Raw genomic sequence first — 20,248 nt, 5'->3', positions numbered from 1 at the left:
CTTCGCCCTGATGCTCGTCGTGTCCGCCGCCTGCCTCGTGGCGGCGCTCGGCTGCTCCGTCGTGCTCAACGGCGGACGTCTGGTCGAGAACCACGCCTGACGTCGACCAGCCGCGGCGCGATCCGTCGCGCCATCAGTCGGTAGCCGTCGGGGCCCGGGTCGATCCCGATTCCCATGTCCCGCGTGGTCTCCGCTCCGATGCCCGATGGCCGTGATGCTCCCACCCTCAGCGCGTCGCGTAGAGCACGACGTCGGTGCCCTGCTGGTCGACTCCGACGTGGTCGTTGACGACGGCAGGAGCGGCGCCGGCGTCGTCGACCACGACCTCGCCGGTCCGCGCGTCGAGCGCCACCGCCGCGTCGCCGCGCTCCACGTAGGCGGCGCCGCGCCACAGGCCCTTGAGCGTGCCCTCCCACGCGTCGTCGGACCACAGCACGTCACCGTTCTCGGTGTCGAACGCCACGGCCGCGGTGCCGTCCTCGGCGCAGACCGCGACGGACGCCGCCTCGTCGATCTCGCAGATCATGTCCGCCGTGAGGACGCCCTCGTCGACCTCGCCCTCGGTGCCGTCGGCGACGGCGACCAGGCCCGTGCCGCCGTCGGAGGACTCCGCGTCCCGCGTCGCCACCACCCACGGGCCCGCGAGCACGAACCGCTCGATGTCGCCAAAGGTGCCCCAGACCCGGTCGCCGGTCGCGACGTCCAGCGCCGCGAGGCCGAGCTCCCCGACGTCGTCCTCGTCCTCGGCGAAACCGACGGCCACGCCGTCGTGCACGCCCGAGGCGTACAGGGAGTCGTCGGCCCAGAGCACCTCGGGCTCGTCGCCCAGGGACAGGCCGAAGGTCACCTGGGTGGCGCCGTCGTGCCCCACGGTGACGACGGCGACCCCGTCGTCGACGCCCGCGACCCGGACGGACGCCTCGCGCTGCGGGACCACGCCGACCCCGCCGGGCTCAGGGACCGTGACGCGCCACCGCTCCTCGCCGGAGGCGGCGTCGACGGCGACCATCTCCACGTCGAGCTGCGTCGCGCCCGTCGCGGGCTCGACGGCGAACCCGGCCAGGACGACCGCGTCGCCGTCGACGTCGGCGAGGGCCGGCGCCGGCTGGAACTGCTCGGTCGGGTCCGCCGGTTCGAACAGGGGTGTGCCCTCGGGCTCGAAGCGGGCGGTCTCCTCGCCGTCGGCCACGCCGTGGACCACCAGCGCCCCGGGCTCGCGCTGGAAGAGGGTCTCGTCGTGCAGCACGACGGCCGGCCAGCTGCCCTCCGGAGCGGCGTCGGCCCGGGCGTAGCGGGGCTCGGTCTCGAAGGTCACCACGTCGTCGAGCGCGGCGTCGTCGCCCGACGCGCCGGTGCAGCCCGCGGAGACGAGCGCCAGGCCCGCTGCGGCCACGGCCCCCACCGATCGCCGACCGAGTCGTCCCTGTGCCTGATCCATGAAACCTCCGTGTCGATGCGGCGCAGCGTGCCGCGGTACCGGTCTTGACCTGGGTCGCCGCACCGTCACCCTACGATCGCTCCCCCGTCGCTGCCGGTCGGGCACGGCCGCCGCGGGTGAAATCTGCCCGCCGACCTCTGGTCTTGCTCATGGCGCATTGACCGGACGTTCCGGCAACGGTTCCTTGGGAGGTCCTGTGCAGCCGCCGACCGTGAGGCGCGCGCCACGACCGAGGGAAACCCGATGAACCGACCGACCGTCCCGGTGCTCCGTCGAGCCGCTCCTCTCACCGCGGGGCTTCTCCTCGCCCCGATGATCGCTGCCTGCGGAGCGGGCGCGGGAGAGCCGACCCCGTCATCCGAGCCGACTGCGGGAGCCGCGGCGACGGCCACGCCGACGCCGCGGGACGCGTCGCCCGCCTCCGACGACGTGGTGACGCCGCCGGAGTGCGACGGGTTCCTCCTCGCCGCGGGCGAGGAGGTCGACGGGCAGACGCTCGGCGACTGCGTGGCCGCCGCCATGGTGCTCGCGGGGTCCGGCACGCAGCGGGTCGACTCGAGCGACGGCACCTCGTCGCTGGTCGACTTCCGGTGGGACCCGGACTACTCGATGAGCATCGACGGCGACCAGCAGGTCGTCGTGCGTGGGGAGACCGGGTGGGTGCGGATGCCCGGGACCGGATGGATCCAGGCCGACCCCGACTCGTCCGATCCCCAGGTCGTCATGGCCACGGGCGTCGTGGACCTGGTCCGTGCGTTCTCCGACCCGCGCACGCTGGCCGCGGGGCTCGCCGCCGCCGACACCTGGACCGTCGTCGAGGAGACGGACGTGCCCGCGGACGGCGCTGTCGAGTCGCTCGCGTGGCGGCTCGAGCCCGAGGGCGGCTCGATCCCGCTCGGAGACGCCACCGTGGAGGACTACGAGATGTGGCTGCGCCCCGACTACCTCGGCGTGTACGCCGTCGGCACCGGCAGCTACGGAGGCGTCAGCGTCACCACCAGCAACACGTTCCTGCAGTGGGGCGGGAGCGTCGACATCCCCGACCCGGAGGCCGACTGATCCCGCGAGACGCAACGCCGGGTGGCGCCGAGGCGAACATCGCGTGACCGGAGAGCTCGGCGGGCCGGGGACGGCATAGCGTGGAGGCGTGACGTCTTCCGGAGTCGAGATCTGGATCCCCGTCCTGCTGATCGCCTGCGAGGCGGGGATGGCGCTGATGCTCCTGTGGATCGCGCGGCGGACGACGGACGGACAGTTCCCGCGCCGCGACTGGACCGACGCCAACCCGTGGGAGGCGCGCAGCATCGTCTGGGCTTCCGAGGAGACCTGGGAAGCGGCGCACCGGGCGCAGGTGCCGTACGTGAGGATCAGCGGGCTCGGTTTCGCGGTGGCCGCGGTCGTCACCCTCGTCGCGGTCGCCGCCGTCGGGACCGCGGCGGCGTCCGACGTGATGCTGGCCGCGGTGCTGGGCGCCTGCGCCTGGGGGCTCGTGTGGTTCGTCGTCGGCCACGTGGTGGGGACCCGAGCGGCCCGCGAGGTCCTCGCGCGCGCCGACCGTGATCGGCGCGCGCGGGACTGACCCGGCCCTGGTGCCGGACGACGACGTGGCGGACGCGGGCATGCCCGCGGGAACCCGGGCAGGCGCCCGTCAGGCATGATCGCGTCCATGACCGTCGACGTCGCGCGCCTGCGCAAGGACGCCCACGAGCGAGCGGTGGCGCGTCCGCGCCGCGCGTTCGCCGGGGCGGTCCACGACCTCGCCCACCACGGCGTGCCGATGCGTCGGTACGTGCCCGACGAACGCCTGCCGGGCGCCGCGGCCGTGTTCCTGCACGGCGGGTACGGACTGTTCGGCGACCTGGAGCTGCAGGACGGGTACTGCCGCCGCCTCGCCGGCGCGCTCGGTGTCGTGGTGCTGTCGGTGGACTACGGGCTCGCGCCCGAGACCGCTCTGGACGAGTCGGTGCGGGACGCCCTCACCGGGCTCGACCTGCTCGCGAACGAGGGGTTCACCCGGCTGACCCTGTGCGGTGACTCCGCCGGGGGCACGGTGGCGGCCCTGGCCGCGGCGCGCACCGACCTGCCGCTGTCCGGTCTCGCGCTGACCAACCCCAACGTCGACCTCACGCTGCGCTCCTACGACGACGACCTGGCCGGCGGCCCCGGCCGGGAGCTGTCGGAGTTCGCGTTCCGGGCGTGGGCCCGGGTCGCCGACCTCGACGACGCGCCGCGGCTGACCGAGGTCGCCGCGGACCTGCCGCCCACGGTCGTGGGGGTGGGCACGCTCGACTCCCTCCTGCCCGAGGCCCGTGCGCTGGCGGACGCGTGCCGCCGCGCCGGGGTCGCCTGCCGGCTCGTCGAGCTTGCGGGGGCCGAGCACGGCTTCGCCGGGACCGATCGCGTCGTGGAGGCGCTCGACGCCTTCCGCACGCTGACGACGCCTGTGCCGCCGCGCTCCTGAGCCCGCGCGCCCCGCGCCACGACGACACCTACACGGCGGCGACCGCCTCCACCTCGACGAGCTGGTCGTCGTAGCCGAGCACGGTGACGCCCAGCAGGGTGCTCGGGGCGTCGTGGTCGCCGAAGGCCGCGCGGACGACCTCCCACGCCGTCACCAGGTCCGCCTGCCGGGACGACGCCACGAGCACGCGGGTGCTGATGACGTCCTCGATGTCCGCGCCGGCGTCGCCCAGCGCGGTGCGCATGTTCGCGACGCACTGCGCCGCCTGCGCGGCGTAGTCGCCCACGCCGACGGTGGTGCCGTCGGCGTCCAGGGGGCACGAGCCGGCGAGGAAGATCAGGCGCGCGTCCGCCGGGGCGGTGGCCGCGTAGGCGTACTCGGCGACGTCGGACAGGGTCGATGAACGAACGAGGGTGACGGAACTCGGCATGAGGTCACTCTGGCAGTCGCCCGCGCCGCTATCGAGGTTTTTCTTCGTGCGTTCCTCCGCTTCGAGCGCCCTCGGCAGGTCCTTCCGTGACCTCTCGCGTGGCGGGTCGATGAGTTCGGGCGCCGGCCGGCGTCGAACCGGAGGACGGTGCGCAGATCACGGGACGACGAAGGCGGCGACATGATCGGGAAGCCGGCCTACACGCTGCGCGACCTCGCGGCCGACGCCGCGGCGCTCGCCCGGCGGCTCGACGACCGCCCGACTGGACCGACCGCGGCGCCGTCGCGGAGCGTGCCGCCCGGAGCGCCGAGATCCTGGGGGACGACCCCGCGGCGGCCCGGGTAGTCGCCGGGCGGGTCTGGGACCGGACCCCGGGCACGGCCGCCGCCGTGCACATGGCCAACCAGCTGGGCTCCGTGTTCGCCGCCCTCGACTGCGCACCCCGATGGCGCGAGCGGCTCCCCGAGATCGCGGTCCCGACGCTGGTGGCGCACGGCCGGCACGACCCGTTCTTCCCGGTCGGCAACGGCGAGGCGCTCGCCCGCGAGATCCCCGGCGCCCGGCTGCTCGTCCTCGAGAGCGCGTCGAGGGCGATCCCGGACGCCGTCGCCGGCCCGGTCGCGGCGGCGATGCTCGACCCCCGGAGCGCGCTACCGGCCGAGGTTCACCCGCAGGATCTCCTCCTGGTACGGGGCGACGACCTCGGGTGAGACGCGGCAGTCGAGCATGAGGAAGCGACGCTCGGCCTCGGGCTCGGCGGCCCACGACGCCAGCCGGTCGAGGTCGGCCAGGGACCGCACGACGACGCCCTCGGCGCCGACGGCGGCGGCCAGGGCCGCGAAGTCGGTCTCGGGAATGCGCATGGGCTCCTCGGCGAGGCCCTGGCGCCCGTACACGTGCACCTCGGCGCCGTAGACGGCGTCGTTCCACACGACGGCGACGCCGCGCCCGCCGGCGGTGCGGACGGCGGTCTCGAGGTCGGCGAGGGCCATGAGCCCGCCGCCGTCGCCGGTGGTGAGCACGACGGCGGAGCCCGGGCGGGCGGCGGCGGCGCCGGCGACGCCGGGGAAGCCGAGCCCGATGGACTGGTAGGCGGTGCCGACCATCATCATCCGGTCGGGGGAGGCGACGGGCCAGTACATGTTGGCCCAGCCGATGAAGTGGCCGCCGTCGGAGACGACGACGCGGTCGGCGGGCAGCAGCCCGGCGAGGCGGTGCGCGACGGCGCGGGGGTCGAGGCGCCCGTCGTCGGCGAGGCCGTCGGACGGCCCGACGTCGTAGGTACGGGCCGCCGCGACGTCGACGGTCTCGCGCCAGCCGGACGGCGTCGCCCCGAGCCCGCGGAGCTCGTCGACGAGGGCGCGGGCCACGAGGTCGGCGTCACCGCGCACGAAGCCGCCCACGTGCCGGTGGGTCGCGGCCTGCGCGACGTCGACCTGCACGACGCGGGTGCCGGGGGAGAACAGCTCGCCGAACCGCATCGTGAACTGGTTGAGCGACGCCCCGAGCACGACGGCGACGTCGGCCTCCCGCGCGAGCGCCATCGCGCCGTCGGCGCCGAACCCGCCCGCGACGCCGAGGTCGTAGCGGCCGTCGGGGAAGACGCCGCGACCGAGCGCCGTCGTCGCCGTCAGGGCGCCCGTCGCGCCGGCGAGCTCGCCGAGCGTCTCGCCCGCGCCGGCGAGCCAGGCGCCGCGGCCCGCGAGCAGCAGCGGCCGCTCCGCCGCGGCCAGGGTGCGTGCGAGGTCGGCGATCGCGGCGGCGTCGAACGGGCCGGAGGGCGCCAGCGGGCCGGGGAGGGCGGGCTCCGGCGCGGGCGGCACGGGCCCGGCCTCGAGCGCGGCGACGTCGTACGGGATCGCCAGCACCACGGGCACGCGGTACGTGAGGGAGTGCTCGATCGCGATGACGGTCGTCGCGGCGGCGTCCGCGCGGCCCACGGTGTACGTCCGGGCACCGACGGCGGCGGCGAGCGCGATCTGGTCGACGTCCCACGGGCGGGGGCCGGACGTCGGCTCGTCGCCGGCGAGGAGCACCAGCGGCACCCGCGCCTGCGCGGCCTCCGCGAGCGCCGTCAGCGTGTTCGTGAACCCGGCACCGTAGGTGACGGTGGCGGCGGCGAGGCCGCCCGACGCGCGGTGGTATGCGTCGGCGGCCACGACGCCGCCCGCCTCGTGCCGCACGGCGGTGAAGCGCGCCGTCGTCTCGCGCTCGAGCGTGTCCAGGAACCAGGCGTTGCCGTTGCCCATGACGCCGAAGACGTGCTCGACGTGGCGGGCGAGGGTGTGGGCGACGTGCGCGGACACGGTGCGTGACGAACGGGGCATGGGTGCCTCCAGCGGGAACAGTGACGGATGAGTGGTGCGGTCCGTATGTGTCCCGTGCGGTCCCGGTGCCTCGCTGCCCCGGGCCGCCGCGCGCCCCTTTTTCGAGCGCAGGCGGTGCGTGTCCGCCTCGACGTGCGCGAGTATATCGCCGAGGCCCGGTGCTCAGCCCAGGGTGGAGCGGCTGCTCTCGCGCATCACCAGGACGGCGACGGCGACGGCCGCCAGGATCGCCGCCCAGAAGAGTGCGACGGGCCAGATCGCGCCCGAGGCGACGACGATCAGGCCGGCGGCGATCATCGGGGAGAACCCGGCGCCGAGGGTGGATCCGCCCTGGTAGGCCAGCGACGCGCCCGTGTACCGCACGCGGGTCGGGAACTGCTCGGCGACGAACGCACCGAGGGGACCGAAGAGCATGCCCTGGACGAGGCCGTTGCCGACGACGATGGCGACGGCGAAGCCCCCCAGGGTGCCGTTGGTCAGCAGCGTCAGCAGCGGGTAGGCGCAGACGACGCCGAGCGTGGCGCCCGCGACGAGCATGCGGCGTCGGCCGAAGCGGTCGCTGAGGCGCGCCGACGCGAACGTCACGGCCAGGGTGAGCGCGGCACCCGCCGCCTTCCAGACCAGGACGTCGGTGCGCTCGACGCCGTTCTCGACGGCCATGGACACGCCCCACACGGTGAGCAGGCCCTGGCAGGCGGGGAAGCCGAGGGCGGCGACGAGGGCGAGCCCGACGGCGCGGCGGTGGTGCCGCAGCACCTCGACGATCGGGACCTTGCGCTCCTCGCTCGCCTGCTCCAGCTGCTGGAACAGCGGGCTCTCCGTGACCTTGAGCCGGATGACGAGCCCGACGGCGATGAGCGCGGCGGACAGCAGGAAGGGCACGCGCCAGCCCCAGGTGAGGAACTGCTCGCCCGTCGTCGCGGACATGACCGTGACGACGAGGGTGGCCAGGAGGGCGCCGGCGGGCCCGCCCGCGGAGGCGAACGACGTCGCGAAGCCGCGCTTCTCGGTCGGGGCGTGCTCGAGCGCCATGAGTGCGGCGCCGCCCCACTCGCCGCCCACGGCGATGCCCTGCACGAGCCGCAGCAGCACGAGGAGCACGGGCGCCGCGACGCCGATCTGCGCGGTCGTGGGCAGGACGCCGATCAGGGTCGTGGCCACGCCCATGAGCAGCATGGACAGCACCAGCATCCTCTTGCGTCCGACGCGGTCGCCGAAGTGCCCGAAGACGACGCCGCCGATCGGGCGGGCGACGTAGCCGACCGCGAGCGTGACGAACGAGGCGAAGATCGCGACGGCCGGGTCGAGGTCGGTGAAGTAGACCCTGTTGAAGACGATCGAGGCCGCGGTCCCGTAGAGGATGAAGTCGTAGAACTCGATCGCGCTGCCGATGAACCCGGACGCGAGGATCCGGCGCATCTCGGTGGTGTGCAGGGACGGCTGGAGCCCGCGGTCGGGCGGGGCGGCGGCCGTGACGGCCTCCTCGTGGTCGTGCAGGGTCACGATTCCTCCTTGAATCGCCGGCGGGCAGGGGTGATGCTCCTATGGATCGTCAAGCGGCGATGGTGGGGTCGGTGGTGGGGGTGGGTGTTCGGAGGACGTAGTAGATCTCGCGGGCGATGAGGCGTTTGAGGCAGCGGATGATGTCTTTCTTGGACAGTCCTTCGCTGGTGCGGCGCTTGACGTAGGCGCGGGTCCGGGGGTCCCAGCGCATCCGGCACAGCACGATTCGGTAGATTGCGGCGTTGGCTTGCCGGTCGCCGCCGCGGTTGAGGCGGTGGCGGTGGGTCTTGCCGGAGGATGCCGGGATGGGCGCGACTCCGCAGAGCATCGCGAAGGCGGCCTCCGAACGCAGGCGGTCGCTGTTTTGTCCGGCGGTGACGAGTAGCTGTCCGGCGACGTCGGGTCCGACGCCGTTGAGGTCGAGCAGGCGCGGGTTGGTCTTCTTGACTACCGGCTCGATCAGGGCGTCCAGGTCGGTGATCTCGGTGGTCAGGTCGGCGTGGCGTCGGGCCAAGGACCTCAGTGCGATCCGGGTCGCCTGGGTCGGGTCGCTGGCCTGGCTGATATCCGGCCGGAATGCGGCACAGGTTGCCAGCAGCCGGCTGTCGGGTAGTGAGCGCAGTTTCTCGCGCAGGGTCTCGGGTGCGGTGACGACCAGCGTCTTGATCCGGCGCAGGCAGTCCGCGCGCTGGTCCACGGCGCTGCGCCGGGCGACCCGCAGGTTGCGTAGCGCCTCGACCTGCCCGTCGCGGGTCTTCGGGTGCCCGGTGCGTACTCCGGCCAGCGCGGCACGGGCTGCGGCCTGGGCATCCAGGGGGTCGGACTTGCCGGCGAACCGGCGGGCCTTGCGGTCGGGGCGGTCGACCTCGACCATCGAGATTCCCTCGCTGGCCAGGTGACGGGCCAGACCGGCGCCGTAGGCCCCGGTGCCCTCGATCCCTACCACCAGGATGATGCCGAAGCCGTGCAGCCAGGTCAGCAACTGCCGGTAGCCGGTCGCTTTCGCGGGGAACTGTCGAGCGGCCAGGGGCCGTCCGGTGCTGTCGACCACCGCCGCAGTGTGGGTGTCCTGATGAGTGTCGATCCCGCCGGCGATCTCGATCTGGGCAGCGGTCCTGTCTCGTGCGATGGTGGTCATCGCCGTCCTCTCACTCGCAAGGGGCAAGGGCGGCACGCACCGCCGCGGCGAGCGGACAAGACAGTGATGGGTGCCTGCTGGCACAGGCTCCTATGAGGTCACACCGCCACGTCAGGTGAGTGCAAGCGGGCCCCGCAGCGGCCAGTACCGACAGATCCCGTTGAAGACCCGAGGTCAGTCAGGCGGCGAGTCAGGAACCAACCGCTGCGGGGCCCGCCTACATCCTCACTGTCAGACGGCGACGCGGTCGGCCGCGGGGCGCAGCGCGATGACGTCGAGGTCGTCGGGCAGGTGGAAGACGCCGTCGTAGTGCTCGGCGGCGCGCCGCCACACCGAGGCGTCGGCGGTGCCGGGAACCAGGTGGTGGAGGGCGAGCTGGCGCGCCCCGGCCTCGGTGGCCACGCGGGCGGCGTCGGCGACCGTGGTGTGGGACTTGTAGTGATGGTCGCGCGAGGCGCGGGACGCGTCGTCCTCGAGGCCGCCGTAGGTGCGCTCGATGAAGTCGACGTCGATCGCCTCGTGCAGCAGCAGGTCGGTGTCCCGGGCGAGCCGCACCATGTTGGGGGTGGAGGTCGTGTCGCCGGAGAACGTCACGGAGCCGTCCGGGGTGTCGAAGCGGAAGCCGAACGCCGGCGCGACGGGCGGGTGCTCGACGAGGACCGCCGTCACCGTGACGAGGTCGTCCTGGTGCACGACGAGCGGCTCCATGGCCGGCGTCGGGTTGGTGTTCGGGTGGTACCCGAGGCCGGCCGGGATCTCGATGTCGCGCGGCGCGAACAGCTCGGTGGGGCTGGGACGCAGGCTGTCGATGACGCGGTCGTTGAGGTCGGTCGCGAAGGCGCGCACCAGCGTGTCGAACATCGCGGCGGTACCGGGCGTGGGGTGGTCCGGCGCGACGGGTCGAGGCGGGACGGTCGCGCGCGGCGAGACCGGCGGCAGGGCGCCGCGGTCGCCGGGGCCGACGACCGGCACGGGGTCGCCGCGGCGGTGGCCGAGCTCGTACAGCCCGAAGACCGCCAGGCTCGCGAGGTCCACCGTGTGGTCGGAGTGCAGGTGCGTGACGAACACGCCGCGGAGGTCGCGCAGGTGCAGCCCGGCCTCGGCGATGCGGCGTCCGACGCCGTGGCCGCAGTCGACCAGGTAGAACGCGTCGCCGACGACGACGGCGGTCGCGATGCCGCTGCGGCGCGTCGGCTCCCCGCGCTGCCACCAGCGGGGGCCGCCGGCGGTGCCGAGGGTGATGACACGGGGACGCAGGTCGCCGCTGGCGTGGCTCACGGGGCTGCTCCTTCGCAGTAGGGGTGCTTGCTCCCAGTGTGGGCAGGGCGACATGATTTGAATAGTCGATAGTTCTCATACGAGCCATCAGGAGAGTTGATGTCCGAGGTGACGCTCCGCCAGCTGCAGTACTTCGTCGCGGCCGTCGACCACGGCTCGGTCACCGCCGCGGCGGAGGCGTCGCACGTGTCCCAGGCGGCGGCCTCGATGGCGATCGCGCAGCTCGAGAGGGCGCTCGGCGCCGACCTGTTCGTCCGGTCCCGGTCGCGGCGCGTCACCCCGACGCCCGCCGGCGTCACCTTCGCCCGGCACGCGCGCGCCGTCCTCGAGCGGGTCGGGGAGGCCCGCGAGGCGGTGACCGAGTCGATGTCCGCGATGAGCGGGCCGCTGCGGGTCGGGTGCAGCCACACCCTGTCGCCCCGGCTGCTGCCGCCCCTGGTCGCGCGCTTCGACGCCGACCACCCGGCGGTCGAGGTGACCTTCGTCGAGGACGAGCCGGCCGCCGTCCAGGAGGCGATCCGCCTCGGCACGCTCGACCTCGGGCTCGTCTACGGGCGCCAGGCGGACGACGACCTCACGCAGGTGCACCTGAGCGACGTCGTCCTGCACGCGGCGCTGCCGACGGCGCACCCGCTCGCGGCGCGCGAGTCCGTGACGTTCGCCGACCTGGCCGACGAGACCGCGATCCTGCTGAACGTCCCGCCCACGATCGATCGCCTCACCGAGACGCTGCGGTCGGCCGGCGTGCAGCCCAGGATCCGGTGGACGAGCAGCAACATCGACACCATCTACTCGCTGGTCTCGCGGGGGCTCGGGTACTCCCTCATCAACAGCCCGCCCGCGCACGGGCGCACCTACGAGGACAACGAGGTCGTGTTCCGCCCCGTCGTCGGGACGGAGTCGCTCAACACGATCGTGGCCGTGCTCCCGCCCGGCAGGCACGCCTCCCGCCGCGTGCGGGTCGCGATCGACCACCTGCGCGAGGCCGCCGGCCGGCGCCCCGCCGTCTGACCGCCGCCGGGACTGCGCTGCGGGCCAAGAGCCGTGCCCGCAGGGGCAAGCGCTCGGGGCGGCGCGCGTCCAGGCTGGGGCGCAGCCGCGACGACGCGAGGAGGCGACCATGACGGCGCGCACCACGAGCACCACCCCACACCCTGAGACGGCCACCGACCCGCTGCACGCCCGCAGCGGGCAGATCTACCTGTTCGTCGGCGTGTTCTCCGCCGTGCTGTACACCGTGCTGCTGGTCGCACCGGTCATCGCGGGCCCGCTCGTCGCCAAGTACCAGATCGACCCGCAGCGGTAGCGCGCTTCCCTGACACGGAAGAGGTCACTGGTTCGATCCCAGTATCGCCCACCGGGACGAAGGCCCCTGGCCCGCGGAGACGCGGACCAGGGGCCTTCGCCGTGCCCGGACGATGGTCCTCACCGGTTGTCCGCCATGCGGTCATTTTCTGGCCCAGGGAATGGACGAGGGGGACAATGGTGTTCCCGCCGGACCGACAACCTGGGAGGAGGCGCGGTGGAGACGCAGCTCGTCGCCCTGGCCGCACTCGTGGCGCTCACGATCGTGGTCGGCGTGCTCTGGCGCTCGCAGCAGGGGCGCGTGCGCACGGCAACCGCGCCGGCGGAGCCCGCGGTCGACTGGTCGGCCCGCGGGGTCGACCTGGGGGAGACGGCGACGTTCGTGCAGTTCTCCGCCCAGGTCTGCGCCCCGTGCCGCGCCACGTCGCGAGTGCTGCGCGACCTCACCGCGGCCCGTCCCGGCGTCGCCCACCACGAGCTGGACGTCGAGGAGCACCTCGACCTCGTGCGCGAGCTGGGCGTCCTCAAGACACCGACGGTGCTCGTGCTCGGTCCCGACGGCGCCCAGGTGGCGCGCAGCAGCGGCGGGATGTCACCCGCGCAGGCGCGCGACGGCCTCGCCGCCGTGGTCGGGACGAGCGCGCCGGCCGAGCGCTGAGCCGACCGCCCCCCGAACGCCCCACGCCCTTCCGAGGAGACGACGATGACCAGCGACAGCCGCACCTCGACGCCCACCGGTATCGACCCTCGCGGGCCGCGCGTCGGCGCGGGCATCACCGGCGTCCTGCTGGCGGTGGTCGTGGTGCTCGGGGCGTCCACCGCCGGGCTGGTGCTGCTCGCCGTGGTCGCCGCCGGGTTCCTGCTCGGCGCCGTGCGCGGTGCCCAGGGCACCGTGCAGGGCTGGCTGTTCCGCACGCTCGTGCGCCCGCGCCTCGCTCCGCCCGCGGAGCTCGAGGACCCGCGACCGCCACGGTTCGCGCAGCTCGTCGGCCTGGTCGTCACCGGCGCCGGCGTCGTCCTCGGCCTCGCGGGCGTCCTCGCCGCTGTCCCGTGGGCCGCCGGCCTCGCGTTCGTCGCCGCAGCGCTGAACGCCGCCGTCGGCCTGTGCCTGGGGTGCGAGCTCTACCTGCTCGGCGCCCGCCTGCGCCCGGCCCGCGGTTGACCCGGGGTCCGCACCGCACCGAAGGCGGGTCGCGCCCGGAGCCGGAAGCCCAGCGCCTCGTACAGCCGGATCGCCGACGTGTTGGCGGCCGAGGCGTGCAGCATGGCCCGGGCGCCGCGCTCGCGGACGTGGTGCGCCACGTCGAGCACGAGCCGCGTCGCCAGACCCTGCCCCCGGTGGTCCGGGTCGGTGGTCACGGCGCTGATCTCCGTCCACCCCGCGGGCTGCAGGCGCTCGCCGGCCATCGCCACGAGGCGCCCGCCGCGTCGGATCCCGACGTAGCGGCCCATGAGGTAGGTGCGGGGCAGAAACGGGCCCGGTCGGGAACGCTCGACGAGCGCCAGCATCTCGGGCACGTCGTCGGCGCCGAGCGTCACCGCCTCCGCGTCGGGGCGCGTGCGCAGGTCCTCCGTCTCCACGAGCTGGACGCCCTCCAGGAAGAAGACGCGCTCCCACCCTTCGGGCAGGGCCACGCCGGCCGGAGGGGTCGGGAACTCGGCACCGTGCCCGACGACGTCGACGATCGCGTCCCACACGTCGGGGTCGTCCCACGAGCGGACCGCGCCGAACGGCGACACGTCGGCCGGATAGCGCAGCACCAGCTCGTTGCCCTGGGCGAGGTGCGCATGCGCGCCGGTGAGGGAGGACCAGCGCGGCTCGTCCAGGACCGCGTCGCCGGGAGACCGCGCGGGACCGGGCGGTGCGGAGAGGGTGGTGGGGTGCTCGACGTTCACGACGGCCGCAACGCCTGACGCCGCGTACTGATTCCGCTCGGCGGCGGACGACCTCGTATCTGTTGCGCGCAGGCGCCGACCGTCACGAAGATGCATTAGGCTCGCCGGTCATGGCGCACTCCGCACCGTCCGGGCTGTCGACGTCGGCCACCAACGAACGCGACCTCGAGCCCGGCATCGTGACCGACCTGCGCGACCGGATGACCTACGGCTCGTACCTGCGCCTGGACCGACTGCTGTCCGCGCAGGAGCCGGTGAGCCGGCCCGAGCACCACGACGAGCTGCTCTTCATCGTCCAGCACCAGACGACCGAGCTGTGGCTCAAGCTCGTGCTGCACGAGCTGCGCGCCGCCCGCGACAGCCTGGACCGCGACGACCTCGGCACCGCGCTCAAGGCGATCGCGCGGGTCAAGCACATCCAGAAGACCCTCACCGAGCAGTGGTCGGTCCTCGCGACGCTCACGCCCAGCGAGTACGGCGAGTTCCGCGGGCAGCTCGCGAACGCGTCGGGGTTCCAGTCGTGGCAGTACCGGGCGGTGGAGTTCCTGCTCGGCAACAAGAACTCGCGCATGCTCCGCGTGTTCGACGCCGAGCCCGAGGCCCAGGAGGTGCTGCGGCGCCTGCTCGACGAGCCGAGCGTGTACGACGCGTTCTGCCGCCACCTCGCCCGCCAGGGGCACGCCGTGCCGGCCGCCGTCCTCGAGCGCGACGTCACCCACGCCCACACCCACGACGACGGCCTCGTCGAGGTGTTCCGCGCGATCTACGAGGACCCCGACCGGCACTGGGCCGCCTACGAGGCGTGCGAGGAGCTCGTCGACCTGGAGGAGAACTTCCAGCTCTGGCGGTTCCGGCACCTGCGCACCGTCCAGCGGATCATCGGCTTCAAGCGCGGCACCGGAGGCTCCTCGGGCGTCGGGTTCCTCAGCAAGGCCCTCGACCTCACGTTCTTCCCCGAGCTGTTCGCCGTGCGCACGGAGATCGGCGCCTGATGGGCGCGCTGCCGCGGCGGGTCCCGCGGGCACGGGCCGTGGACGGGGGAGCGCTGCTGCCCGGCCTCGTCGACGCGCACGTGCACCTCGGCCTGACCGCCCCGGCCACCGTCCGCTCCGGCGGGATCGCCGGCGTCGACGACCTCGGCTGGGACCCCGCCGTCGCCGAGGGCTGGCCGGGCATGGCGGGCCTGCCGCACGTGCGCGTCGCCGGGGCGTTCCTCACCGCCCCGGGCGGATACCCGTCCGACCGCGACTGGGCCCCCGCGGCCGCGGTGCGGCCCGTCGCCGGACCCGACGACGCGACGGCCGCCGTCGCGCAGCAGGCCGCCGCGGGCGCCTCGTACGTCAAGGTCGTGCTGCACGCGGACGGCCCGCTGCTCGACGACGCGACCCTCGCCGCGATCGTCGCGGCGGCGCGGGGCGTCGGGCTGCCCGTCGTCGCCCACGTGGAGGGCCCCGGCCAGACGGCGCGGGCGCTCGCGGCCGGCGTCGACCGGCTCGCGCACACCCCCTGGACCGAGCGCCTGCCCGACGCCCTGGTCGAGGACGCCGCCGCCCGACAGGTCTGGGTCAGCACCCTGGACATCCACGGCTGGGGCGACCCGTCGGCCGCGCAGGAGCGCGACCGGGACGTCGCGCTCGACAACCTGCGGCGCTTCCACGCCGCAGGCGGCGTGGTCGCCTACGGCACCGACCTCGGCAACGGGCCGCTGCCCGCTGGGCTCAACCCCCGGGAGCTCCGCGCGCTCGCGGACGCCGGGCTGCAGCCGCCCGCCCTCCTGCGGGCCCTGACGTCCCGCCCGGTGCCCGGGCTCGCGACGTTCGTGCCCGGCGGGCCGTTCGACCCCACCGCGCTGCCGGCCGGCGACCTGATCGACCGGCTCGCCGCCGCCGTCGTCACCACCGCACCCACCGGAGGACCCGCCGCATGACCCCGCCCAGCGCACCCGCTGCCCGCGCCGCCGCGCTCGACGCCGCCGACCCCCTCGCGCGGTTCCGCGACGAGTTCGTTCCCGCCGGGGACGTCGTGGCCTACCTCGACGGCAACTCGCTGGGACGGCCGACGAAGGCCGCCGCCGAGCGGCTGGCCCGGTTCGCGACCGACGAGTGGGGCACCCGCCTCATCCGCGGCTGGGACGAGTCCTGGTACGAGCTGCCCCTGACGCTCGGCGACCGTATCGGCGCCGTCGCGCTGGGGGCGGCGCCCGGCCAGGCGTTCGTCGGCGAGTCCACCACGGTCGTGCTGTACAAGCTGGTGCGGGCCGTGCTCGACCTGCCGGAGGTCGCCGGGCGCGACGAGATCGTCGTCGACTCGCAGAACTTCCCGACGGACCGGTACCTGCTCGAGGGGATCGCGGCCGAGTGCGGCAAGCGTCTGGTGTGGATCGATGCCCCCGGCGGGGTCACGCTGGACGCCCTGGCGGTCGCGGTCTCCGACCGCACGGCGCTGGTGCTGCTCAGCCACGTCGCCTACCGCTCGGGCCACCTGGCCGACCTGCCCGAGATCACCCGTCTGGCGCACGAGCGAGGCGCCCTCGTGCTGTGGGACCTGTGCCACTCCGTCGGCGCGATGCCCCTGGAGCTCGACGCCTGGGACGTCGACGTCGCCGCCGGCTGCACGTACAAGTACCTGAACGGCGGTCCGGGCTCGCCCGCGTTCGGGTACGTGCGCGCCGACCTCGTCGAGCGGCTGCGCCAGCCGATCCAGGGCTGGATGGGCGCCGCGGCGCCGTTCGAGATGGGCCCCGCCTACGAACCCCACGCCGGCATCCGTCGGTTCGTCTCCGGCACGCCCACAATCACGTCGATGCTCGCCACGGGCGCCATGCTCGACCTCATCGACGAGGCCGGGACGGACGCGATCCGCGCCAAGTCGGAGCTCCTCACCGCGTTCGCGCTGGAGCTGGCCGACGAGCTGCTGGTGCCCCACGGCGTCGCCGTGACCACCCCGCGCGACGCGGCGCGGCGCGGCTCGCACGTCACGATCGACCACCCGGCCTTCGAGGAGGTCGTGCGGGAGCTGTGGGCCACCGGCGTCGTGCCCGACTTCCGCCGCCCGCACGGCATCCGGCTCGGCCTGTCGCCGCTGTCGACGTCGTTCGACGAGGTGCGGATCGGGGTGGAGGCCGTGCGCGACGCCCTCGAGAGGCGGGCCTGAGGCGTGCCGAGGACACCACCCGGTGGGGTGCTCGACGACGTCGACGCCCGCCCGGGCAGTGCGACGTCGCTGGTGCGGACGATCGTCGGCGCCTACGTGCGCGCCCTCGGTGGCTGGATCGCGACGGCCGACCTCGTCGCCCTCCTGGCGCAGCTGGGCGTCGCTGCCCCGAGCGCGCGCAGCGCGATCTCGCGGGTGCGGGCCAAGGGGCTTCTCGACGCCGAGACCGTGGGCGGCCGCAGCGGGTACCGGCTGGCGGCCGCGGCGACGCCGATGCTGGAGCGGGGCGACCGGCGCATCTTCGGCTACCGCCAGCAGGGCGAGGACGACCCCTGGTGCCTGGTGTCGTACACCGTCCCGGAGGATCGCCGCGACGCGCGGCACCAGCTGCGGCGTCAGCTCACCGGCATCGGGTGCGGCCGCGTGGCGCCCGGACTGTGGATCTGCCCCGCCCACCAGGCCGACGAGGTCGAGGACGTCCTGGCGGCGCTCGGCCTGCGGGCCGCGGCCACGCTCTTCGTCGCCGGCCCGCCCCGCGTCGAGGGCTCGCTGGCCGACGCCGTCGCCCGATGGTGGGACCTGGATCATGTCGCGGCCCTGCACCGAGGCTTCCTCGCGGTGCACGGTGACGCCGCGCACGCCGGCGATGCGCACGGCGGTGGGACCGCGCCGGCGACGGCGGCGACGTTCGCGCGCTGGACCCGGGTGCTCGACGCGTGGCGCCCGGTCCCGTACCTCGACCCCGGGCTGCCGGCGAGCCTGCTGCCCTCCGGCTGGCCCGGTCGGGACGGCGTGCGCGCCTTCGACACCCTGCGGGCGGCCCTGGCCGTACCGGCCGCCGCGTACGTGCAGCGCGCGGTCGGCGACCGGCGGTACTGACGTCCCGAAGCGCTCCGCCGCGCCCGCGACTACCCGTGAGGCCCGGACCGTGCGTGGCGGTCCAGGCCTCACGGGAGGCCGGGTGCCCGAGCGCGAACGCGGCCCGTAGCCCGGTCACGGCGTCGCCCCGGGCGCGGCGCCTGCGGTGTCGTCGGTGTCGGCGCCGAGGTCCACGAGGTCGGCCGAGCCGTCGGGCCAGCGCACCTCGACCCGCGACCCGCCGGCGCCGTCCAGGAGCAGGACGCGGGGGAGCGTGCCGCCGTCGGGCCCACGGCCGGGCACGCCTCCCGCGTCGTGCCCGCCGAGGACCACGAGGGCGGCGACGACGTCGCCGGCGCCCACGTTCCGGGTGGACCGCAGCCACGGGGTCGCCGACGTCTCGCCGAGGGGGTCGGCGCCGTGCCGCCGCGTCGCCCCTGCCTCGTCCAGGGGGACCGTGCCGTCGCCGTGCAGCGACCGGACGAGCGAGGTCGTGCCGTCGGCGCGCCGGACGCGGACCCAGCCGTCGTCGCGCTCGGTGTGCAGAGCGCCGTCGCCCGCCGCGGCGAGCGGCCAGCCGCCGACGTGCGCGGTCCAGGGGCCGGGGTCCGCGGGCCAGGCGGCGTCCCGGTCGAGGTCGTCCCCGGGGCGGGGTGCGAGGCCGGTGTCGCCGCCCGGCGACGGCGTCCAGCGGGCGAGGCGCACCTCGCAGCGTCCGCGCACGACCGCCGCGGTGGTGAGCACAGGGCCGTGCCGCAGCGCCGCCCAGCCGGCGGCGTCCCCCGCGTCGCCGCCGTCCGGCAGGTCGAGCCAGTGCACGCGGGACCGGGAGACGGCGACCGCGCCGCCCTCGTCGTCGCCGGGACCGGACGACGGCCGCAGCGCGACGCGGTCGACGCGGACGCGGTGGGACGGCAGGCCCGTGGCGTCGAGCAGCGCGGTGTGGGAGTCCAGCGGCGCGGCGACGTCGCGGGCGGACAGCTGCGGCGAGGTGACGCCGGAGTAGCCGAGGCGCCGGTAGAAGGGGTCGTCGCCGCGGGGCTCCAGCGGGGGTTCGATCGCGCGGTCGGAGCCGTGGTTGAGCACCCGCACGACGCCGTCGCCGGGCGTGGCGGCCACGACCCAGCCGGGAGCGGGCAGCACGGTGACGCGGTCCCGGTGCCACGCGTCCGGCGGCTGTGGGGCCGCCGTCCAGACGGGGTGGTCGGCGCTGAGCAGCAGGCCGAGGAACCCCTTGCTCGCCCAGTAGGGGGACGAGCCGCCGGTGTACAGCTGGCGCACGCGCGGGTAAGGGCCGTGCCACCCGACGGGCAGCAGGCCGCGCTCGTCGACCGACCCTGCCGCCCAGAAGTGGTCCACCACCGCGGAGGCGAGCGCCCGGGTCTGCCCCGGGGCGAGGGGGGTGGCGCCGGCAACCGCCCCGGCCCAGAACGGGCCGAGGACGGCGGTGCGGTAGGTGACGGACCTGCCCTGGAGCAGCGGCGCGCCGCTGGAGGACACGAGGTGCTGCGCCTGATCGAGGTAGGCGCGCAGCCGGCCGGCGTGCCGGTCGTCGAGGTCGGCGCCCAGGATCCGCGCGTGCAGGACGGGGTAGACGTGCCACGCCCAGCCCGCGTAGTGGTCGAAGTTCTGCCGCCGGCCGTCGCGGCCGCGCCCGTCGGAGTACCAGCCGTCGCCCACGTACAGCGACTCGGCGATCTCCTCGTTGCGGTCCAGGTCGGCCTGGTCCCACGGCCCGCCGACCGTGGACAGGAACGCCTCGACGACGTTCTGGAACCACAGCCAGTTGTTCGTGTACCCGTCGGTGCCGACGATGTCCGCGAGCCAGTCGACGGTGCGTGCCCGGGTGGCGTCGTCCAGCCGGTCCCACAGCCAGGGCCGGGTCTCCGCGAGGCCGATCGCCACCGACGCGGCCTCGACCACGGCCTGGCGCCGCTCGGTGAGGCGCGGCCAGCGCTCCGGGGAGGCGGGGTCGGTGCCGTGCCGCAGCCCGCGGGCGTAGCGGTCGAGGAGGCCGTCGGGGCCGTCGCCGCCCGCGCCGCGAAGCCGGAACGCCGCGAGCAGGAACGTGCGGGCGTAGCCTTCCAGCCCGTCGCTCCACGAGCCCGAGGCGCTCACCGGGCCCGGCAGGCGGATCAACGAGCCGCCGGGGGAGGCGAAGGGCGTCGTCGCGCGGAGCAGGTCGTCGGCGACCGCGACCCAGCGTTCTCGCGGCCACCGCCCCGCGGGGGCGAGGAGGGACGCGGACGACGGCGCGGTCATGGCAGGCATCACCGTGCCATCATCGGCGACGGGGCGCACGACGGGGCACGAACGGACATTTTCGCTCACCGCGGCAGCCCTCCGGCTGGTGGCCGCGGACGCTGTGGCCTGCCTCGCGAGGATCCCTCGGCCCGGAGCGCAGGCGCGCGCGGCCGGTGCGTGCAAGAGTGACCGACATGTCCGGCGATCCGCCGGGCGA

At 75.0% G+C, this 20,248-nt stretch carries 21 protein-coding genes and 1 tRNA gene; 14 read left to right on the top strand and 8 right to left on the bottom strand.

What is annotated here, in order from left to right; translation table 11 throughout:
• Nucleotides 1-226: 226 nt before the first annotated feature.
• The gene (locus tag EYB28_RS11685) at nucleotides 227-1,393 is read right to left on the bottom strand and encodes a PQQ-binding-like beta-propeller repeat protein (RefSeq protein WP_166848000.1); all 1,167 of its coding nucleotides are present in this window, start codon (nucleotides 1,391-1,393) and stop codon (nucleotides 227-229) included.
• A gap of 288 nt (nucleotides 1,394-1,681) precedes the next feature.
• On the opposite strand from EYB28_RS11685, the gene EYB28_RS11680 reads away from it, so the two are divergent.
• The 3 genes from EYB28_RS11680 (at nucleotide 1,682) to EYB28_RS11670 (ending at nucleotide 3,899) form a co-directional block, all read left to right on the top strand.
• A complete protein-coding gene (locus tag EYB28_RS11680) occupies nucleotides 1,682-2,497 on the top strand; it encodes a hypothetical protein (RefSeq protein WP_166847997.1) in 816 nt (271 codons plus the stop codon).
• An 88-nt stretch (nucleotides 2,498-2,585) separates the two neighbouring features.
• On the top strand, nucleotides 2,586-3,017 hold the full coding sequence (locus EYB28_RS11675; protein WP_166847994.1) for a hypothetical protein: 432 nt from the start codon (nucleotides 2,586-2,588) through the stop codon (nucleotides 3,015-3,017).
• 87 nt (nucleotides 3,018-3,104) lie between these two features.
• Nucleotides 3,105-3,899 (top strand): alpha/beta hydrolase fold domain-containing protein, encoded by a 795-nt coding sequence (locus EYB28_RS11670; protein ID WP_166847992.1) that lies wholly within the window; start codon nucleotides 3,105-3,107, stop codon nucleotides 3,897-3,899.
• A gap of 28 nt (nucleotides 3,900-3,927) precedes the next feature.
• Here EYB28_RS11670 and EYB28_RS11665 read toward each other — a convergent pair whose 3' ends face one another.
• Nucleotides 3,928-4,329, bottom strand: a complete 402-nt coding sequence (locus EYB28_RS11665; RefSeq protein ID WP_166847989.1) for a RidA family protein — start codon at nucleotides 4,327-4,329, stop codon at nucleotides 3,928-3,930.
• Nucleotides 4,330-4,509: 180 nt separating this feature from the next.
• On the opposite strand from EYB28_RS11665, the gene EYB28_RS20115 reads away from it, so the two are divergent.
• Together EYB28_RS20115 and EYB28_RS20110 are read left to right on the top strand one after the other, a co-directional pair.
• The gene (locus EYB28_RS20115; RefSeq protein WP_205710901.1) at nucleotides 4,510-4,674 is read left to right on the top strand and encodes a hypothetical protein; all 165 of its coding nucleotides are present in this window, start codon (nucleotides 4,510-4,512) and stop codon (nucleotides 4,672-4,674) included.
• Between the two features lie 50 nt (nucleotides 4,675-4,724).
• On the top strand, nucleotides 4,725-5,039 hold the full coding sequence (locus EYB28_RS20110; RefSeq protein WP_205710900.1) for an alpha/beta fold hydrolase: 315 nt from the start codon (nucleotides 4,725-4,727) through the stop codon (nucleotides 5,037-5,039).
• Here the strand turns inward: EYB28_RS20110 and EYB28_RS11655 are convergent.
• The 4 genes from EYB28_RS11655 to EYB28_RS11640 all read right to left on the bottom strand — a co-directional run bounded on the left by EYB28_RS11655 (nucleotide 4,980) and on the right by EYB28_RS11640 (nucleotide 10,575).
• Nucleotides 4,980-6,656 (bottom strand): thiamine pyrophosphate-binding protein, encoded by a 1,677-nt coding sequence (locus EYB28_RS11655; protein WP_166847986.1) that lies wholly within the window; start codon nucleotides 6,654-6,656, stop codon nucleotides 4,980-4,982. The two genes, EYB28_RS20110 and EYB28_RS11655, sit on opposite strands and share 60 nt — an antisense overlap.
• A gap of 162 nt (nucleotides 6,657-6,818) precedes the next feature.
• Complete coding sequence (locus EYB28_RS11650) at nucleotides 6,819-8,159, bottom strand: MFS transporter (protein ID WP_240930519.1); 1,341 nt, start codon at nucleotides 8,157-8,159, stop codon at nucleotides 6,819-6,821.
• A 49-nt stretch (nucleotides 8,160-8,208) separates the two neighbouring features.
• On the bottom strand, nucleotides 8,209-9,297 hold the full coding sequence (locus EYB28_RS11645; protein ID WP_166847983.1) for an IS110 family transposase: 1,089 nt from the start codon (nucleotides 9,295-9,297) through the stop codon (nucleotides 8,209-8,211).
• Nucleotides 9,298-9,528: 231 nt separating this feature from the next.
• A complete protein-coding gene (locus EYB28_RS11640) occupies nucleotides 9,529-10,575 on the bottom strand; it encodes an MBL fold metallo-hydrolase (protein WP_240930518.1) in 1,047 nt (348 codons plus the stop codon).
• A 99-nt stretch (nucleotides 10,576-10,674) separates the two neighbouring features.
• Here EYB28_RS11640 and EYB28_RS11635 point away from each other — a divergent pair, with 99 nt between their 5' ends.
• From EYB28_RS11635 to EYB28_RS11615, 5 genes are all read left to right on the top strand, one after another.
• Nucleotides 10,675-11,586, top strand: a complete 912-nt coding sequence (locus EYB28_RS11635) for a LysR family transcriptional regulator (protein ID WP_166847979.1) — start codon at nucleotides 10,675-10,677, stop codon at nucleotides 11,584-11,586.
• Nucleotides 11,587-11,695: 109 nt separating this feature from the next.
• Nucleotides 11,696-11,881 carry a hypothetical protein gene (locus EYB28_RS11630; RefSeq protein ID WP_166847977.1) on the top strand — a complete coding sequence of 62 codons (186 nt, stop codon included), beginning with the start codon at nucleotides 11,696-11,698 and terminating at the stop codon, nucleotides 11,879-11,881.
• Nucleotides 11,866-11,932 (top strand) — tRNA-Val (locus tag EYB28_RS11625). The genes EYB28_RS11630 and EYB28_RS11625 overlap by 16 nt, the downstream gene beginning before the upstream one ends.
• A gap of 165 nt (nucleotides 11,933-12,097) precedes the next feature.
• A complete protein-coding gene (locus EYB28_RS11620) occupies nucleotides 12,098-12,538 on the top strand; it encodes a thioredoxin family protein (RefSeq protein ID WP_240930517.1) in 441 nt (146 codons plus the stop codon).
• 45 nt (nucleotides 12,539-12,583) lie between these two features.
• Nucleotides 12,584-13,042, top strand: a complete 459-nt coding sequence (locus tag EYB28_RS11615; protein ID WP_166847974.1) for a DUF4395 domain-containing protein — start codon at nucleotides 12,584-12,586, stop codon at nucleotides 13,040-13,042.
• Here the strand turns inward: EYB28_RS11615 and EYB28_RS11610 are convergent.
• The gene (locus EYB28_RS11610) at nucleotides 13,003-13,776 is read right to left on the bottom strand and encodes a GNAT family N-acetyltransferase (RefSeq protein ID WP_240930516.1); all 774 of its coding nucleotides are present in this window, start codon (nucleotides 13,774-13,776) and stop codon (nucleotides 13,003-13,005) included. The genes EYB28_RS11615 and EYB28_RS11610 overlap by 40 nt on opposite strands.
• A gap of 110 nt (nucleotides 13,777-13,886) precedes the next feature.
• On the opposite strand from EYB28_RS11610, the gene kynA reads away from it, so the two are divergent.
• Genes kynA through EYB28_RS11590 form a run of 4 tightly spaced genes read left to right on the top strand, consistent with a single transcriptional unit; the run spans nucleotide 13,887 to nucleotide 17,808 of the window.
• A complete protein-coding gene (gene kynA / locus EYB28_RS11605) occupies nucleotides 13,887-14,768 on the top strand; it encodes a tryptophan 2,3-dioxygenase (protein ID WP_166847970.1) in 882 nt (293 codons plus the stop codon).
• The gene (locus tag EYB28_RS11600; protein WP_166847968.1) at nucleotides 14,768-15,703 is read left to right on the top strand and encodes an amidohydrolase; all 936 of its coding nucleotides are present in this window, start codon (nucleotides 14,768-14,770) and stop codon (nucleotides 15,701-15,703) included. The genes kynA and EYB28_RS11600 overlap by 1 nt, the downstream gene beginning before the upstream one ends.
• Nucleotides 15,700-16,929: a kynureninase gene (gene kynU / locus EYB28_RS11595; protein WP_166847966.1), complete on the top strand. Its 1,230-nt coding sequence runs from the start codon at nucleotides 15,700-15,702 to the stop codon at nucleotides 16,927-16,929. The genes EYB28_RS11600 and kynU overlap by 4 nt, the downstream gene beginning before the upstream one ends.
• A 27-nt stretch (nucleotides 16,930-16,956) precedes the next feature.
• On the top strand, nucleotides 16,957-17,808 hold the full coding sequence (locus EYB28_RS11590; RefSeq protein WP_166847964.1) for a PaaX family transcriptional regulator C-terminal domain-containing protein: 852 nt from the start codon (nucleotides 16,957-16,959) through the stop codon (nucleotides 17,806-17,808).
• A gap of 114 nt (nucleotides 17,809-17,922) precedes the next feature.
• On the opposite strand, the gene EYB28_RS11585 is transcribed toward EYB28_RS11590, so the two are convergent.
• Nucleotides 17,923-20,058 carry a DUF2264 domain-containing protein gene (locus tag EYB28_RS11585; RefSeq protein ID WP_166847962.1) on the bottom strand — a complete coding sequence of 712 codons (2,136 nt, stop codon included), beginning with the start codon at nucleotides 20,056-20,058 and terminating at the stop codon, nucleotides 17,923-17,925.
• Between the last annotated feature and the right edge of the window lie 190 nt (nucleotides 20,059-20,248).

Source organism: Isoptericola sp. BMS4, assembly GCF_011634835.1.
Taxonomy (GTDB): Bacteria; Actinomycetota; Actinomycetes; order Actinomycetales; family Cellulomonadaceae; genus Isoptericola.
This window is presented reverse-complemented; position numbering and strand designations above follow the sequence as displayed.

Excerpts from the sequence above, each read along its gene's own strand:
- EYB28_RS11680 (WP_166847997.1), top strand. The coding sequence starts at position 1,682 with ATGAACCGACCGACCGTCCCGGTGCTCCGTCGAGCCGCTCCTCTCACC.
- EYB28_RS11670 (WP_166847992.1), top strand. The coding sequence starts at position 3,105 with ATGACCGTCGACGTCGCGCGCCTGCGCAAGGACGCCCACGAGCGAGCG.
- EYB28_RS11665 (WP_166847989.1), bottom strand. The coding sequence starts at position 4,329 with ATGCCGAGTTCCGTCACCCTCGTTCGTTCATCGACCCTGTCCGACGTC.
- EYB28_RS20115 (WP_205710901.1), top strand. The coding sequence starts at position 4,510 with ATGATCGGGAAGCCGGCCTACACGCTGCGCGACCTCGCGGCCGACGCC.
- EYB28_RS20110 (WP_205710900.1), top strand. The coding sequence starts at position 4,725 with ATGGCCAACCAGCTGGGCTCCGTGTTCGCCGCCCTCGACTGCGCACCC.
- EYB28_RS11655 (WP_166847986.1), bottom strand. The coding sequence starts at position 6,656 with ATGCCCCGTTCGTCACGCACCGTGTCCGCGCACGTCGCCCACACCCTC.
- EYB28_RS11645 (WP_166847983.1), bottom strand. The coding sequence starts at position 9,297 with ATGACCACCATCGCACGAGACAGGACCGCTGCCCAGATCGAGATCGCC.
- EYB28_RS11635 (WP_166847979.1), top strand. The coding sequence starts at position 10,675 with ATGTCCGAGGTGACGCTCCGCCAGCTGCAGTACTTCGTCGCGGCCGTC.
- EYB28_RS11630 (WP_166847977.1), top strand. The coding sequence starts at position 11,696 with ATGACGGCGCGCACCACGAGCACCACCCCACACCCTGAGACGGCCACC.
- EYB28_RS11615 (WP_166847974.1), top strand. The coding sequence starts at position 12,584 with ATGACCAGCGACAGCCGCACCTCGACGCCCACCGGTATCGACCCTCGC.
- kynA (WP_166847970.1), top strand. The coding sequence starts at position 13,887 with ATGGCGCACTCCGCACCGTCCGGGCTGTCGACGTCGGCCACCAACGAA.
- EYB28_RS11600 (WP_166847968.1), top strand. The coding sequence starts at position 14,768 with ATGGGCGCGCTGCCGCGGCGGGTCCCGCGGGCACGGGCCGTGGACGGG.
- kynU (WP_166847966.1), top strand. The coding sequence starts at position 15,700 with ATGACCCCGCCCAGCGCACCCGCTGCCCGCGCCGCCGCGCTCGACGCC.
- EYB28_RS11585 (WP_166847962.1), bottom strand. The coding sequence starts at position 20,058 with ATGCCTGCCATGACCGCGCCGTCGTCCGCGTCCCTCCTCGCCCCCGCG.